Below are 13,717 nucleotides of genomic sequence, written 5' to 3'. Positions count from 1 at the left end.
AGCGTCTCGTCGGCCTCGTTGGCGATCCGGTGCGCCTGGCCGATCTCGACGTCGACGGTGTCGCCGGGGTGCAGGACGACGGTCTCGGTGCCGACCGTGCACGTCGCCGTACCGGACACCACGACCCAGTGCTCGGCGCGGCGCTCGTGGCGCTGGAGCGAGAGCCGGGACGCCGGGTGCACCACGATCCGCTTGACCTTGAAGCCGTCGCCCTCGTCGAGGATGTGCCAGGAGCCCCAGGGGCGGTTCTCGGAGACCGTCACCGGCTCAGGCTAACCGGGTCGGGGGCCGCACCGTCCCTGAATCCCGGCTCCTACCGCATAGTCTTGCGCTGACCGAGAGCCGCGAGGAGGTGGCGCGATGGTGGACTCGCCGGACGAGTCGCTGCGGCTGCGCGCCACTCTGCAGGCGATCGCACCGGGCACCTCCCTGCGTGACGGGCTGGAGCGGATCCTGCGCGGCCGGACCGGGGCCTTGATCGTGCTGGGCAGCGACAAGACCGTCGAGTCGATCGCGACGGGGGGCTTCGACCTCGACGTGCCCTTCACCTCCACCGGCCTCCGCGAGCTCGCCAAGATGGACGGCGCGATCATCGTCGACCGCGAGGTCACCCGGATCCTCAAAGCGGCCGTGCACCTGATGCCCGACCACAACATCCCCTCGGAGGAGACCGGCACCCGGCACCGGACCGCCGACCGGGTCGCCCGGCAGACGGGGTTCCCGGTGATCTCGGTGTCGCAGTCGATGCAGATCATCGCGGCCTACGTCGGCGAGACCCGGCACGTGCTGGAGGACTCCGGCCAGATCCTGTCCCGCGCCAACCAGGCGCTCGCCACGCTCGAGCGCTACAAGCTGCGGCTCGACGAGGTGTCCAGCACCCTGTCCGCGCTGGAGATCGAGGACCTCGTGACCGTCCGCGACGTCGCGGTGGTCGCCCAGCGGCTGGAGATGGTCACCCGCATCGCGCGGGAGATCGAGGACTACGTGCTCGAGCTCGGCACCGACGGCCGGCTGCTGGCCCTGCAGCTGGAGGAGCTGATCACCGGCGTCGACGTCGAGCGCGAGCTGGTGATCCGCGACTACGTCGCCGGCGGGCGCCGCGGCAAGCGGCCCGAGGCGCTGCTGCAGCGGCTGGAGGCGCTCACCGCCACCGAGCTGGTCGACCCGGCCTCGACGGCGCGGGTGCTCGGCCTGGGCACCGTGGAGCACCTCGACGGCGCGGTGGCGCCGCGTGGCTACCGGCTGCTGGCCAAGGTGCCGCGGCTCCCGGCGGCGGTCGTGGACCGGCTGGTCGACCACTTCGGGACCCTGCAGAAGCTGCTCTCGGCCGGGGTCGAGGACCTCCAGGTCGTCGAGGGCGTCGGCGAGCTGCGGGCCCGCAGCGTGCGGGAGGGCCTGTCCCGGCTGGCGGAGTCGACGATCCTGGAGCGCTACGTCTGACCTACGCGCTCGAGGCGGGATCGGTCAGCCGTTGCCGCCGCCCTGGTGCTTGCCCTGGTGCTTGCCCTTGTGCTTGCCCTTGCCGTCCTCGGGCTGCGCGGTCTGGGTCACCGTCGGCGCCGACGGCGCCAGGAGCTCGAACTGCACGTCGGTCGGCTCACCTCCGAGCACTGCGGTGCGCACGTGGTAGAAGCCCGGCAGCGCCCAGGCGGTGCGGTCGGAGCACTCGCCGTCGGAGCGCCGCGAGCTCCACACCACCGGGACCTGGGTGACCGAGGCCAGCCGCACCACGACGTCCTGGGTCGGGATCGCTGACGGGCACTGCCGGCTGAGCCAGATCTGGTCCGCCCCGGAGACGATGTTCATCCGCATCGTGTCCGGCGACAGCTGCCACGTGCAGGCCACCGACGTCCGCGTCTGCAGGTTGAGCATGATGGTGATGTCCGAGCCGCCGACGGGCGCGACGATGCTGGGCGTGATGAAGACGTCCTCGTCCGGGCACGGCCCGGTCGGGTCCGGCAGCACCGGCGTCGGGGGTGCCGTGGGCGTGGGAGGCGCGCTCTGGCCTTGGCCCTGGCCCTGTCCGTGCCCCTGACCCTGACCCTGACCGTGCCCCTTGCCATGGCCCTTCCCCTTGCCCTTGCCGCCCTTCTTGGTCGGCTCGGGCTCGGGCACCGCGACGGTCGCGGTCGGGCTGGTGATCGTGGTCGCCCCGGCCTGCTCGGCCGTGTCGTCGGAGGACCCGTCGGAGCCACGGTCGAGGACCTTGCCGACGCCCAGGAACACGACCAGCGCGATGCTCAGCACCGCCAGCCGGCGGCGCCAGTAGACACCGGGCGGCAACGGTCCGCGGGTCGTCGCTGGCACATTTCGCACCGTAGAGCGCGGGGACCCTCCGACGGCGTACCCACGCCGAAGGGGCTACCGTCCTCTCGCAATGACCACGCTGCACGCGCCGGTGCTGGACTGGTACGCCGAGAACTCCCGCGACCTGCCCTGGCGCCGCCCGGAGGCCTCCGCGTGGTCGGTGCTGGTCTCGGAGGTCATGCTCCAGCAGACGCCGGTGGTGCGCGTCCTGCCGGTGCACCAGCAGTGGATGGAGCGCTGGCCCAAGCCCGGTGACCTCGCCGCCGAGCCGGCCGGCGAGGCGGTGCGGGCCTGGGGCAGGCTCGGCTACCCGCGGCGCGCGCTGCGGCTGCACGCTGCGGCGACCGCCATCGTCGAGCGGTACGCCGGCGAGTTGCCCGAGTCCTACGACGAGCTCCTGACCCTGCCGGGGGTCGGCGACTACACCGCCGCCGCGGTGGCGGCATTCGCGTTCGGGCAACGGCAGGTCGTGCTCGACACCAACGTGCGCCGAGTGCTGGCGCGGGTGTTGGCCGGGACCGAGCTCCCGCCGGCCTCGGTCACCCGCGCCGAGCGGGCCGCCGCGGAGGCGGTGCTGCCCTCCGTGGCGTCCGGTGCCGCGCCGACGTGGTCGGTCGCGGTCATGGAACTGGGCGCGCTGGTGTGCCACGCATCGGCACCGCGGTGCGGGGAGTGCCCGGTCGTCGACAGCTGCGCCTGGCACGCTGCCGGCCGTCCGGCACACACCGGTGCCCCCCGCCGCGCGCAGGCGTGGCAGGGCACCGACCGCCAGTGCCGGGGGCGGCTGCTGGCGGTGGTCCGGGACAGCCAGGAGCCCGTCCACGTGTCCCGCCTCGAAGCGGCGTGGCCGGGAGACCCGGCACAGCGCGCCCGTGCGCTCGAGAGCCTGGTCCGCGACGGCCTTGTGGTGCGCCGCAGCGTCGCGACCTACGGCCTCTCGGGCTGAGGGCCCGGCTCCGCCACCGGGACGATGTTGTGGTTGCGGCGGAACACGTTCGCGGGGTCGTAGCGCGCCTTCAACCTCGCCAGCCGCTCAGCGTTGTCGCCGTAGCAGGCCCTGCTCACCTCGGCGCTCTCGTCGGTCGCGAAGTTCGCGTACTGCCCAGCCATGGCGAAGGGCCGCAGCGCGTCCCGGAACCCGGTCGACCAGTCCCTGACGGCGTCCTCGTGCCCGGCTGTGGCCGCGGCGCCGGCGAACATCTGGGCGAAGGCCGCGTCGCGCCATGGCCAGGCGGTGTCGCCGCGGTCCGCGCGGGCCGCGGCGCCGTCGAGCGGGTAGAGGTGGCTCTGGCACAGGACGGTGGGCTGCGTGCGGCCGAAGTGCTCGAGCTCAGCGGCGGCGGCGTCGGGCAGGTCCTGGTACAGCAGCCCGGTGAGGTGGCCGTATCTCCCTTGCCCAGCGGCAGCGTCGAAGGCCGACTGGAGCGCGGGGTACGGCAGCCGGCCGACTCCGTCCACGACGGGGTGCTCGGCGCGGAAGACCGCCAGGGCCCGCTCGGCACGTTCCTCCGGCGCGGTGTTGCACCAGACCAGGGCGCACGCGGGGCGGCCCCTGAGCTCGGCGGGGAAGCCTGCGTCCGGCGGCACCGTCAAGATGGCCAGGAAGGCGTAGATGTCCTCCGGCTGCTGCGGCATCCAGTCGCGGAAGCGCCGGGTCACCCGTTCGGTCCGCTCCAGCGGGAACAGCATCGGCCCGCCGGTCACCACCGCCACCGAGTGCAACCGCATCCGCAGCTCGGTGACCACTCCGAAGTTGCCGCCACCTCCGGTCAGCCCCCAGAGCATGTCCTCGTCGCCGCCCTCGCCCGCTTGGACCATGGTGCCATCGGCGAGCACGACGTCCGCACCCACCAGGTTGTCGACCGCGAGCCCGTGCCTGCGGCTGAGATAGCTGATCCCGCCACTGAGAGTGAAGCCCGCGACACCGACCGTGGAGACGGTCGCGGTCGTCGTGGCCAGCCCGAACTGGTGGGTGGCCAGGTCGACCTGTCCGGCCAGCGCCCCGCCTCCGACCGCCGCTACCCGGCGCGCGTCGTCCACGCGGACGTGATCGAGGCCCCGCAGGTCCAGTACGAGGCCGTCCTGCACCGAAGCGTGACCGCCGAACCCATGACCACCCGCGCGCACGGCCACCTGCAGCCCTTCGGAGACGGCGAACCGGATCGAGACGGCGACGTCCTCGGCGCTGGCGCAACGGACGACCGCTCTGGGGCGCGACTCCCGGCAGCGGTTGTAGAGGGCGCGGGCGTCGTCGTACCTCGGGTCCGCCCGGCCGATCACCTCGCCCTCGATCGAGGGACCCAGTGCAGCAGTGACGTCAATGGTGGTGGTCATGCGGCCAACCTGCCCGGACCGCTCGATCACCGCATCGGCAGGAACCCTCAGCTTGTGGAGCGAATCTGTCCGGCATGACGGACGACGTATGCCGCAGCCTCGGCCCGGTTTCGCAGGCCTAGCTTGAACAACACGTTGCGGACGTGTCGCTCGACGGTCTTGCGCGAGAGGAAGAGCCGCTCGGCAAGCTCCCGGTTGGACAGTCCTTCACCCAGCAGGTTGAGGACCTCCCGCTCGCGCTGGGTGAGCTCACCGAGACCGGCCGGGCCGCGACGCGCCGCCACCAGGCCCAGCTCACGAAGACGGGCCGCAGCCTGGTTCGCGTCGCGATCGGCACCCAGAGTCTCGAAGGTCGCCAGCGCCGCGCGAGCCTCCGCGATGGCGTCGTCACCGGTCAGCACCGCGGCCAGCGCCATCCGGCTGCGGCCGGCCTCCAGCGGGAGCCGCAGACGGGTGAAGAGGCTGACTGCACCCTCCAGGGAGGGCACGTCGGCGTGCAGGATCCCGGTCGCGCGGAGCCACAGTGCGCGCAGCTGCTCCATGCCGGTGGCCGAGGCGAGATGGGCGAGCTGCTGCACGGCCGACTCGGCCTCCGGAGGATCGCCCACCCGGGCCAACAGCTCGAGGACGGAGCCCTGCTCCAGCCAGTCGAGGCCGCGGTGGTAGCCCCCGGACCGCTCGAGGTCGGGCCGCCCCATGGCCCGGACGCGCCGACGGGCGAACCGCCTGGCTTCGGCGACGTCGCCGCGCGCGAGGGCCAATGAACCCCTGATGAGGTTGTGCGCAGGAACCTCGTCCAACCCCTCCAGGAGGCGCTCTGCCTCCTCGAGCCGACCCTGGGCAAGCCGAAGCAGGGCGAGCCACACGATCGCCTCGGCACAGACCGCGGGCTCGGCGGAGGCCCCGAGCTCGAGAGCGGCTCGCAGCTCGCGCTCCGCGCCGGCCCAGTCGCCCGCGGCGAACAGGACGGCACCGAGACTGGTGCGGCAGGTCGTGTAGAGGTGACGGTTGCCGTAGCGACGTTCGAAGTCATCGGCGGCGCGGACCCACTGCAGGACGTGCTCGAGGTCGGCGGTCCGGCTGCACGACCGCACCAGGACGCAACTGGTGTAGACGACCGTGTGCGGCCTCGTGCCTTCCCCGGCGAGTGCGGCGGCCATCGCCTCGTCGAGGAGGCGCCCGCCCGCCTCGGCGTTGCCTTGCTGCACGAGGGCCGCGCCGAGCTGGCTGATCGCGCAGAGATCCAGGTCTGTGTCGCCGAACCGTCGAGCCAGGACCCGCGCCCGGTCGGCCAGTCGCTCCGCACTGAGCGGGTCGGCGGTGTCGTGGGCCTGTGCCAGGCGGACCCAACCCTCAAGGGGTCCGAGATCGTTCTCGGCGACGAGGCGAGCGGCCCGGGCAAGCCAGCCTCTGGCTGCTGCGAGATTGCCCAGGCTGACGCGGTTGATGAGGTAGAGCGCGACCGCGATCATGGCGCCGTTGTCCGGATCGCCGATGCGCTGGAACGCGCTGTAGGCCCGCTCGTGGTGACGTATCGACTCCTCGGTCCGGCCGAGCCACCACAGCACGTCCGCCAGGCCGGCCAGCGACTCTGCCGTCGGCTCCCGCGAGACGACCGTGGCCCAGGCGTCACGTGCTGTGGCCCAGTCGCCCGCAGCGGAGGCGGTCCGTGCCGCCTCGACCAGATGGTCGGTGTCGGTGGACACGACCACAGGCTACGACCGTACAAGCGAGGACGACCCGCCCACATCAAGCGATGAGGCGGGTCGTCGGTGGGACCCGGGTCTGCGGGTGTGGGTCAGTCGTCCCCGCCCGACTTGGGCACGTCGATCGGCCCGGGCTCGTCCTCGGTGGGGTCACCGAGGGCGTCACCCACCTCGACGCCTGCGGTCTCGAACGGCGGCAGGTCGGGCAGCTCCCCGACCTTCTGGCCCTCGAAGGTGAAGGTCGCGGTCGGGCCCTCGCCCTCGACACCGACCAGCACGATCTGGCCGGGGCCGACCTCGCCGTAGAGCATCTTCTCGGCGAGCACGTCCTCGATCTCGCGCTGGACGGTGCGGCGCAGCGGACGCGCACCCAGCACCGGGTCGAAGCCCCGCTCGGCGAGCAGGTTCTTGGCCGCCTGGGTGAGCTCCAGCCGCATGTCGCGGTCCTTCAGCCGGGTCTCCACCGCGCCGATCATGTTGTCGACCATGTGGATGATCTGCTCCTGCGTGAGCGGCGGGAAGACGATGATCTCGTCGACCCGGTTGAGGAACTCCGGCCGGAAGTGCTGCTTCAGCTCGTCCTGGACCTTGTTCTTCATCCGCTCATAGGAGCCCGCGGAGTCGCCACTCTGGTTGAAGCCGAGGTGAACGCCCTTGGCGATGTCCTTGGTGCCGAGGTTGGTCGTCATGATGATGACGGTGTTCTTGAAGTCGACCACCCGGCCCTGCGAGTCGGTCAGGCGCCCTTCCTCGAGGATCTGCAGCAGGCTGTTGAAGATGTCCGGGTGCGCCTTCTCGACCTCGTCGAAGAGCACCACCGAGAACGGCTTGCGCCGCACCTTCTCGGTGAGCTGGCCGCCCTCTTCGTAGCCGACGTAGCCAGGAGGCGAGCCGAACAGGCGGGAGACGGTGTGCTTCTCGCCGTACTCGCTCATGTCGAGCTGGATCAGCGCGTCCTCGTCGCCGAACAGGAACTCGGCCAGCGACTTCGACAGCCAGGTCTTCCCGACACCGGAGGGACCGGCGAAGATGAACGAACCGCCCGGACGCTTCGGGTCCTTCAGCCCGGCGCGGGTGCGCCGGATCGCCCGGGAGAGCGCCCTGACGGCTTCCTCCTGGCCGATGACCCGCTTGTGCAGCTCGTCCTCCATCTTGAGCAGCCGGGTCGACTCCTCCTCGGACAGCTTCACGATCGGGATGCCGGTCGCCACGGCGAGCACCTCGGCGATCAGCTCCTCGTCGACCTCGGCGACCTCGTCCATGTCGCCCGCGCGCCACTGCTTCTCGCGCTCGGACTTCTTCAGGATCAGCTGCTTCTCCTCGTCGCGCAGGCGGGCCGCGGCCTCGAAGTCCTGCCCGTCGATCGCCGCTTCCTTGCGCTGGCGGACGTCGCCGATCTTCTCGTCGTACTCGCGCAGGTCGGCCGGCGCCGTCATCCTGCGGATCCGCAGCCGCGAGCCGGCCTCGTCGATGAGGTCGATCGCCTTGTCGGGCAGGAACCGGTCGGAGATGTAGCGGTCGGCCAGCGTCGCCGCCGAGACCAGCGCCTCGTCGGTGATGGTCACGCGGTGGTGCGCCTCGTAGCGGTCGCGCAGCCCCTTGAGCATCTCGATGGTGTGCGCGATCGACGGCTCGGCGACCTGGATCGGCTGGAACCGGCGCTCGAGGGCGGCGTCCTTCTCGAGGTACTTGCGGTACTCGTCGAGCGTGGTGGCGCCGATCGTCTGCAGCTCGCCACGGGCCAGCATCGGCTTGAGGATGCTGGCGGCGTCGATCGCGCCCTCGGCCGCGCCGGCGCCGACGAGGGTGTGGATCTCGTCGATGAACAGCACGATGTCGCCCCGGGTGCGGATCTCCTTGAGGACCTTCTTGAGCCGCTCCTCGAAGTCACCGCGGTAGCGGGAGCCGGCGACCAGCGCACCGAGGTCGAGGGTGTAGATCTGCTTGTCCTTGAGCGTCTCGGGCACGTTGCCCTTGACGATGTCCTGGGCCAGCCCCTCGACGATCGTGGTCTTGCCGACGCCCGGCTCTCCGATGAGGACCGGGTTGTTCTTCGTACGCCGGGACAGGATCTGCATGACCCGCTCGATCTCCTGCTCCCGGCCGATGACCGGGTCGAGCTTGCCCTCGCGGGCGTCCTGGGTCAGGTTGCGGCCGAACTGGTCGAGCACGAGCGAGGACGACGGGGCGTCGCCGCCACCGGTCGCGGCCGCCGCTGACGCCGAGGACTCCTTGCCCTGGAAGCCGGAGAGCAGCTGGATGACCTGCTGGCGGACCCGGTTGAGGTCGGCGCCGAGCTTCTGCAGCACCTGGGCCGCGACGCCCTCACCCTCGCGGATGAGGCCGAGCAGGATGTGCTCGGTGCCGATGTAGCTGTGGCCGAGCTGCAGCGCCTCGCGCAGGGACAGCTCGAGCACCTTCTTGGCCCGCGGCGTGAAGGGGATGTGGCCGCTGGGCGCCTGCTGGCCCTGGCCGATGATCTCCTCGACCTGGGCGCGGACCGCCTCCAGCGAGATGTCGAGGCTCTCGAGGGCCTTGGCGGCAACACCCTCGCCCTCGTGGATCAGGCCGAGCAGGATGTGCTCGGTCCCGATGTAGTTGTGGGAGAGCATGCGGGCCTCTTCCTGGGCCAGCACGACCACCCGGCGGGCTCGGTCCGTGAACCGCTCGAACATGCGTGTCTCCTCGAAAGCTTCGGTGGGGTCGCTCGGGACAACAACCCCACCGCCAGCCTACGCGTTCCCGGGAGCCACCCAGGGTCCATCCGCTATCAGCGAACAGCGGATGGGAGGGGTCGGGTCTAGTGGGCCGCTTCGAACGCCTCCCGCACGTCGGAGGGGATGCGGCCGCGCTCGGGGACCTTGTGGCCGTTGGCGCGGGCCCACTCGCGGATCTCCTTGGCGGGGTGGCCGCCGGCCGACGCCGCGGACGAACGCCGGCCGCGGCGGGAACCGCTCACCTTGCGCGCGTGGCCGACGTAGGTGGCCAGGGCATCGCGGAGCGCGGCGGCGTTCTTGTCGTTGAGGTCGATCTCGTAGGAGGTCCCGTCGAGAGCGAACGACACGGTCTGGGTGGCCTCACTGCCGTCGAGGTCGTCCTCGAGAACGATGTGCACTTTCTGCGCCATAACCCACCAGCACTTTCTTGGGAAGCAATCGGGATGGAAAAGGCAAGAATGTCAAGAAGAAATTGTCGACCCCGTCAACGACGATACCGACCCCTGTGCAATGCCGCAATTCCGGAAGGCGAATGTGGAATGTATATGGACTCGCTATCCAGCATTTGCGGGTTGTGGTACAGGGCTCGATGTCTGACGTTTATCCACGGGCGTCGAAACTGCCGGCTCGCGCGAGTGGGTGACGCGTGGAGTCAACCGGGCGGTGGCACCCACGGCGGCTCGCTGCGCCGGACCTAGACTGGCAACCACGCCCAGCTCAGGAGGACACGTGGCCTTGGACAACCCGTTGGAGGAGTACTTCCGCAACAACAAGGGGCGGCTCATTCACAAATGGATGCACTACTTCGACATCTACCACCGCCACTTCGAGAAGTTCCGCGGCAAGCCGATCGTGGTCGTCGAGTTCGGCGTCAGCCAAGGTGGCTCGCTGCAGATGTGGCGGGACTATTTCGGGGAGCAGGCGACCATCTACGGCATCGACATCGACGAGCGCTGCGCCGAGCTCGGCGGCCCAGGCACCCACGTGCTGATCGGCGACCAGGAGGACCGCGATTTCCTTCGCACGGTGGGTGCGCGGACCGGGCCGATCGACGTCCTGATCGAGGACGGGGGCCACACCATGGGTCAGCAGCTCGCCACGTTCGACGTGATGTACCCGCTGGTCAAGGAGGACGGGGTCTTCCTCATCGAGGACCTGCACACCAGCTACTGGGACGAGTACGGCGGCGGCTACCGACGCCCGCGCACCTTCATGCGGCGTGCCAAGCAGCTCACCGACCAGCTCAACGCCTGGCACTCCCACGACAGCCGTCTGGTTGTCGACGACTTCACGCGGACCACGCGGTCGATGCACTTCTACGACAGCATCGTCGTCTTCGAGAAGGGCCACGTCGTAGAGCCTCACCACGAGATGACCGGCACCCGCATCTTCGACAGCTAGCCCGGGCAGCCCGCGCCGGGGCCGACCGGCCTGATCTAGCCTGATCCATCGAACCGCCCGCCCGCGGTGCTTGCGGCGCCCAGGCCCGCCCGAAGGAGAAGCGTGGAGAAACAGCGAGACCCGCGTCGTAACCGTCTGTGGGCGTTGCAGGACTTCTCGCACGGGCGGGGTCTCGAGGTAGGCCCGCTCCACCAGGCGATCGTCGGCCGCGACGAGGCGGACGTCCGGTACGTCGACGTCCACGACCAGGCGGGGCTGCGCGCCCACTACGCCGGCGACCCTGAGGTGCCGCCGGAGGCGATCCCCGAGATCGACTACACGCTGGTGCAGCCCGACGGCCGCACGGTCTCCCTCGCCGAAGCGTGCCGGGAGGGAGCGCCGTTCGACTGGGTGGTCGCCTCGCATGTGATCGAGCACGTGCCCGACGTGATCGGCTGGCTGGACAACCTCGCAGAGATCGTCGCTGACGACGGCGCGCTGGTGCTGATGGTGCCCGACCGTCGCTACTGCTTCGACGTGCACCGGCCACCAACGACGGTCGGTCAGATGCTGGAGGCGCACGAGCTCGGTGCCACCCGGCCCACGACCCGGGCCGTCTACGACTACTTCTCGGCCACGGTCCACAACGACGTCCGGGAGCTCTGGGCCGGCCTGCCCCCGGACTACAGCCAGCGGATGCACACCATCGACCAGGCACTGGACAAGGTCGAGGAAGGACGAGCCGGGACCTACGTGGACTGCCACGTGTGGCTGTTCACGCCCGAGAGCTTCCTGGAGCAGATGCACGAGCTGCGGACGATCGGCCAATCCTCGTGGATCGTCGACTCCATGCACCCCACCCGCTACCACCACATCGAGTTCATGGTGCGGCTGCGGCGTATCCCTCGGGGACGGGACACCCGTGGCGAGCAGCCCGGCGAGCTCCTCGCAACGGGCACGCTGCCCGACTGGCTCGCCGACCAGAGCAACGGCCGGACGCGGGTGGCGATGGTGCAGACCGAGCTCGACGCCGCCAACCGCGAGGTACGCCGCCTCGAGCGGCGTCTGGCGCGGCGCGCCGCGGCGCTCGCGAAGGTGCGCAAGAAGCTGGACGCGCAGCGCCGGCAGGTTCGCCAGCTGCGGGCTCGCGCCGAGCGTGCCGAGGCCCGAGCCGAGCAGGGTCAGGGCTCATGGCGAGCCAGGGTCTCAGCGGCCGCGGGACGGGCCCTCCCGGGACGCGGCGATTAGCCCGCAGGACCCTGACAGAGGCGCTCGCGTCAACTCCGTAGGTTGGCCCTCCCGTTGTTAGGGTGTCGTGCGTGGTTGAAGTGCTCGACTCGCTGACGCCTGTCGGCACCAACGTCCCCGCCGGCCTGGAAGCCGCCTGCGCATTGCCCGGCGTGACCGCCTTCACGGCCCTGGACGACCCCGAGATCACCCTGCTGGTGCCCGCCGACGACGAGACCGACCCAGAGGTGACCATCCTCGTGCCCGCGGTCAACGAGCAGATCACCGTCGAGGAGTTCGTGGCGTGGTGCCACGAGGGGCTGCGCGACGCGGGCGTGCGCGGCGAGATCCTCATCGTCGACAGCTCCGACGACGCCACCCCGCAGCTGGCACTGCAGGGTGGCGCCCGCGTCCTGCACACCCCCCGCCGCGGGCTGGGCCGCGCCTACATCGACGCGGTCCCCTATGTCCGCGGCCAGTACATCGTCATGGGGGACGCCGACTGCACCTACGACTTCCGCAAGCTCGCGCCGTTCGTCGAGGCGATGCGCGACGGCACCGAGTACGCCATGGGCTCGCGCTGGAAGGGCAGCATCGAGAAGGGCGCGATGCCGCCGCTGCACCAGTACTTCGGCACGCCGTTCACCACGTGGATCCTCAACCGCCTCTACGGGAGCCACTTCAGCGACATCCACTGCGGGATGCGCGGCATCACCCGCGACGCGCTGGTGCGGATGGGACTCGTCTCCCAGTCGTGGGAGTACGCCTCGGAGATGGTGCTCAAGTCCGTGCGGATGGAGCTGAGGACCACCGAGGTCCCGGTCACCTTCCTCAAGGACCAGGAGGGCCGCCTCTCCCACCACAAGCGGTCCGGCTGGTTCTCGCCGTTCGCCGCCGCGTGGATCAACCTGCGCGCGATGTTCATCCACGGCGCCGAGTTCTTCCTCATCAAGCCGGGCATCGCGCTGATGCTGCTGGGCCTGCTGTTGTCGTTGCCGCTGTCCTTCGGCGACATCACGATCGGCAAGGTCACGTTCAGCCTGCTGACCCAGCTGGTCGGCGTCGCACTCGTGGTGATCGGCCTGCAGAGCCTCTACTTCGGCGGCCTGGCTCACATGTTCCTCGACTATGGCGGACGGCTGCGCGGACGCTGGCGACGCGTCTTCGAGTACACGCGGATGATGGTGATCAGCGGCATCCTCTTCGCGGTGGGTCTGGTCCTCGACATCGTGCTGCTGGTCACGTTCATCTCCCAGGACTACACGCTGCCCGACCCCTCGGCCACGATCCCCCACCTCGGCGTCCTCGGTCTGATGCTGATGATGGTCGGGTTCTCCACCTTCTGCTTCACCCTGTTGCTCCACGCCACGCGCGTCAGCTACGGGCCCGCCCTCGACCGTGACTGAGCCTGCGGCGGGCCGCTCCAGCTCATTCGGCGAGGGCGGCGACGTCACGGTCGTCGACCGGTTCGGCGTCTGGCTCTCCAAGCGCCAGATCGAGAAGGTCGTCGGTCCGCTGGTCGGCAAGGACGTCGCCGACGTCGGCTGCGGGTACGACGCGACGTTCATGCGCAACGTGCTCGGCGAGGTCGGCACAGCGACCCTGACCGACGTCTCGCTGGCCCCCGACCTGCTCGCCCACCCCAAGGTGAGGGCGATCGAGGGCTTCCTGCCCGAAACCATGGAGCAGGTGGCCGATGCCTCGCTCGACGTCGTCCTATGCATGTCGGTCATCGAGCACCTCTGGGAACCCGATCGAACCCTCGCCCACTTCCGCCGCGTGCTGCGCCCCGGTGGCGTCTGCGCGGTGAACGTGCCGTCGTGGCGGGGCAAGCGCGCGCTGGAGTACTCCGCCTTCAAGCTGGGCACGTCGCCGGCGGAGGAGATGGACGACCACAAGATGTACTACGACCCGCGCGACCTCTGGCCGCTGATGGTGCGGGCGGGCTTCGTCCCCCACGCGATCAGGTGCTTCCGGCACAAGTTCGGCCTCAACACCTTCGCGGTCGCGACCGTGACTGAGAAGCACCTCTAGGAGATAGCCCCG

Annotated in this window: 12 protein-coding genes; 6 read left to right on the top strand and 6 right to left on the bottom strand. The window is 70.3% G+C overall.

The features are described 5' to 3' along the window. On the bottom strand, window positions 1-263 hold a 263-nt coding region (locus VFV89_RS18875; RefSeq protein WP_329707513.1), incomplete at its 3' end, for a phosphomannose isomerase type II C-terminal cupin domain. A 97-nt stretch (window positions 264-360) separates the two neighbouring features. Between VFV89_RS18875 and disA the strand changes: the two genes are divergently transcribed. Then, complete coding sequence (disA, locus tag VFV89_RS18870; RefSeq protein WP_329707512.1) at window positions 361-1,440, top strand: DNA integrity scanning diadenylate cyclase DisA; 1,080 nt, start codon at window positions 361-363, stop codon at window positions 1,438-1,440. A 24-nt stretch (window positions 1,441-1,464) separates the two neighbouring features. On the opposite strand, the gene VFV89_RS18865 is transcribed toward disA, so the two are convergent. Next, window positions 1,465-2,307, bottom strand: coding sequence for a hypothetical protein (locus tag VFV89_RS18865; RefSeq protein ID WP_329707511.1), 843 nt, complete (start codon window positions 2,305-2,307; stop codon window positions 1,465-1,467). 70 nt (window positions 2,308-2,377) lie between these two features. Between VFV89_RS18865 and VFV89_RS18860 the strand changes: the two genes are divergently transcribed. Further along, window positions 2,378-3,253: an A/G-specific adenine glycosylase gene (locus VFV89_RS18860; RefSeq protein ID WP_329707510.1), complete on the top strand. Its 876-nt coding sequence runs from the start codon at window positions 2,378-2,380 to the stop codon at window positions 3,251-3,253. Here the strand turns inward: VFV89_RS18860 and VFV89_RS18855 are convergent. From VFV89_RS18855 to VFV89_RS18840, 4 genes are all read right to left on the bottom strand, one after another. Further along, a complete protein-coding gene (locus VFV89_RS18855; RefSeq protein ID WP_329707509.1) occupies window positions 3,235-4,641 on the bottom strand; it encodes an FAD-binding oxidoreductase in 1,407 nt (468 codons plus the stop codon). The genes VFV89_RS18860 and VFV89_RS18855 overlap by 19 nt on opposite strands. 47 nt (window positions 4,642-4,688) lie before the next feature. Further along, window positions 4,689-6,347: a LuxR C-terminal-related transcriptional regulator gene (locus VFV89_RS18850; protein ID WP_329707508.1), complete on the bottom strand. Its 1,659-nt coding sequence runs from the start codon at window positions 6,345-6,347 to the stop codon at window positions 4,689-4,691. Window positions 6,348-6,439: 92 nt separating this feature from the next. Next, a complete protein-coding gene (locus VFV89_RS18845) occupies window positions 6,440-9,022 on the bottom strand; it encodes an ATP-dependent Clp protease ATP-binding subunit (RefSeq protein WP_329707507.1) in 2,583 nt (860 codons plus the stop codon). 125 nt (window positions 9,023-9,147) lie between these two features. Then, window positions 9,148-9,462 carry a histone-like nucleoid-structuring protein Lsr2 gene (locus VFV89_RS18840; protein WP_414690405.1) on the bottom strand — a complete coding sequence of 105 codons (315 nt, stop codon included), beginning with the start codon at window positions 9,460-9,462 and terminating at the stop codon, window positions 9,148-9,150. A 331-nt stretch (window positions 9,463-9,793) separates the two neighbouring features. Here VFV89_RS18840 and VFV89_RS18835 point away from each other — a divergent pair, with 331 nt between their 5' ends. The 4 genes from VFV89_RS18835 to VFV89_RS18820 all read left to right on the top strand — a co-directional run bounded on the left by VFV89_RS18835 (window position 9,794) and on the right by VFV89_RS18820 (window position 13,705). After that, entirely contained in the window at window positions 9,794-10,465 is a 672-nt protein-coding gene (locus VFV89_RS18835; RefSeq protein WP_329707505.1) for a class I SAM-dependent methyltransferase, read from the top strand. Between the two features lie 102 nt (window positions 10,466-10,567). Beyond that, on the top strand, window positions 10,568-11,692 hold the full coding sequence (locus VFV89_RS18830) for a class I SAM-dependent methyltransferase (protein ID WP_329707504.1): 1,125 nt from the start codon (window positions 10,568-10,570) through the stop codon (window positions 11,690-11,692). 71 nt (window positions 11,693-11,763) lie between these two features. Then, window positions 11,764-13,077: a glycosyltransferase family 2 protein gene (locus VFV89_RS18825; RefSeq protein ID WP_329707503.1), complete on the top strand. Its 1,314-nt coding sequence runs from the start codon at window positions 11,764-11,766 to the stop codon at window positions 13,075-13,077. Beyond that, window positions 13,070-13,705, top strand: a complete 636-nt coding sequence (locus VFV89_RS18820) for a class I SAM-dependent methyltransferase (RefSeq protein WP_329707502.1) — start codon at window positions 13,070-13,072, stop codon at window positions 13,703-13,705. The genes VFV89_RS18825 and VFV89_RS18820 overlap by 8 nt, the downstream gene beginning before the upstream one ends. Window positions 13,706-13,717: the final 12 nt, after the last annotated feature.

The organism is Nocardioides sp. (assembly GCF_036274455.1).
In the GTDB taxonomy this organism is placed as follows: Bacteria; Actinomycetota; Actinomycetes; order Propionibacteriales; family Nocardioidaceae; genus Nocardioides.
The sequence above is the reverse complement of the archived record's forward strand: the minus strand, read 5'-3'. Positions and strand labels throughout refer to the sequence as shown.

What these genes read in the sequence shown, in the direction of transcription:
- VFV89_RS18845 (WP_329707507.1), bottom strand. Translation starts at nt 9,022, where the DNA reads ATGTTCGAGCGGTTCACGGACCGAGCCCGCCGGGTGGTCGTGCTGGCC.
- VFV89_RS18860 (WP_329707510.1), top strand. Translation starts at nt 2,378, where the DNA reads ATGACCACGCTGCACGCGCCGGTGCTGGACTGGTACGCCGAGAACTCC.
- disA (WP_329707512.1), top strand. Translation starts at nt 361, where the DNA reads ATGGTGGACTCGCCGGACGAGTCGCTGCGGCTGCGCGCCACTCTGCAG.
- VFV89_RS18855 (WP_329707509.1), bottom strand. Translation starts at nt 4,641, where the DNA reads ATGACCACCACCATTGACGTCACTGCTGCACTGGGTCCCTCGATCGAG.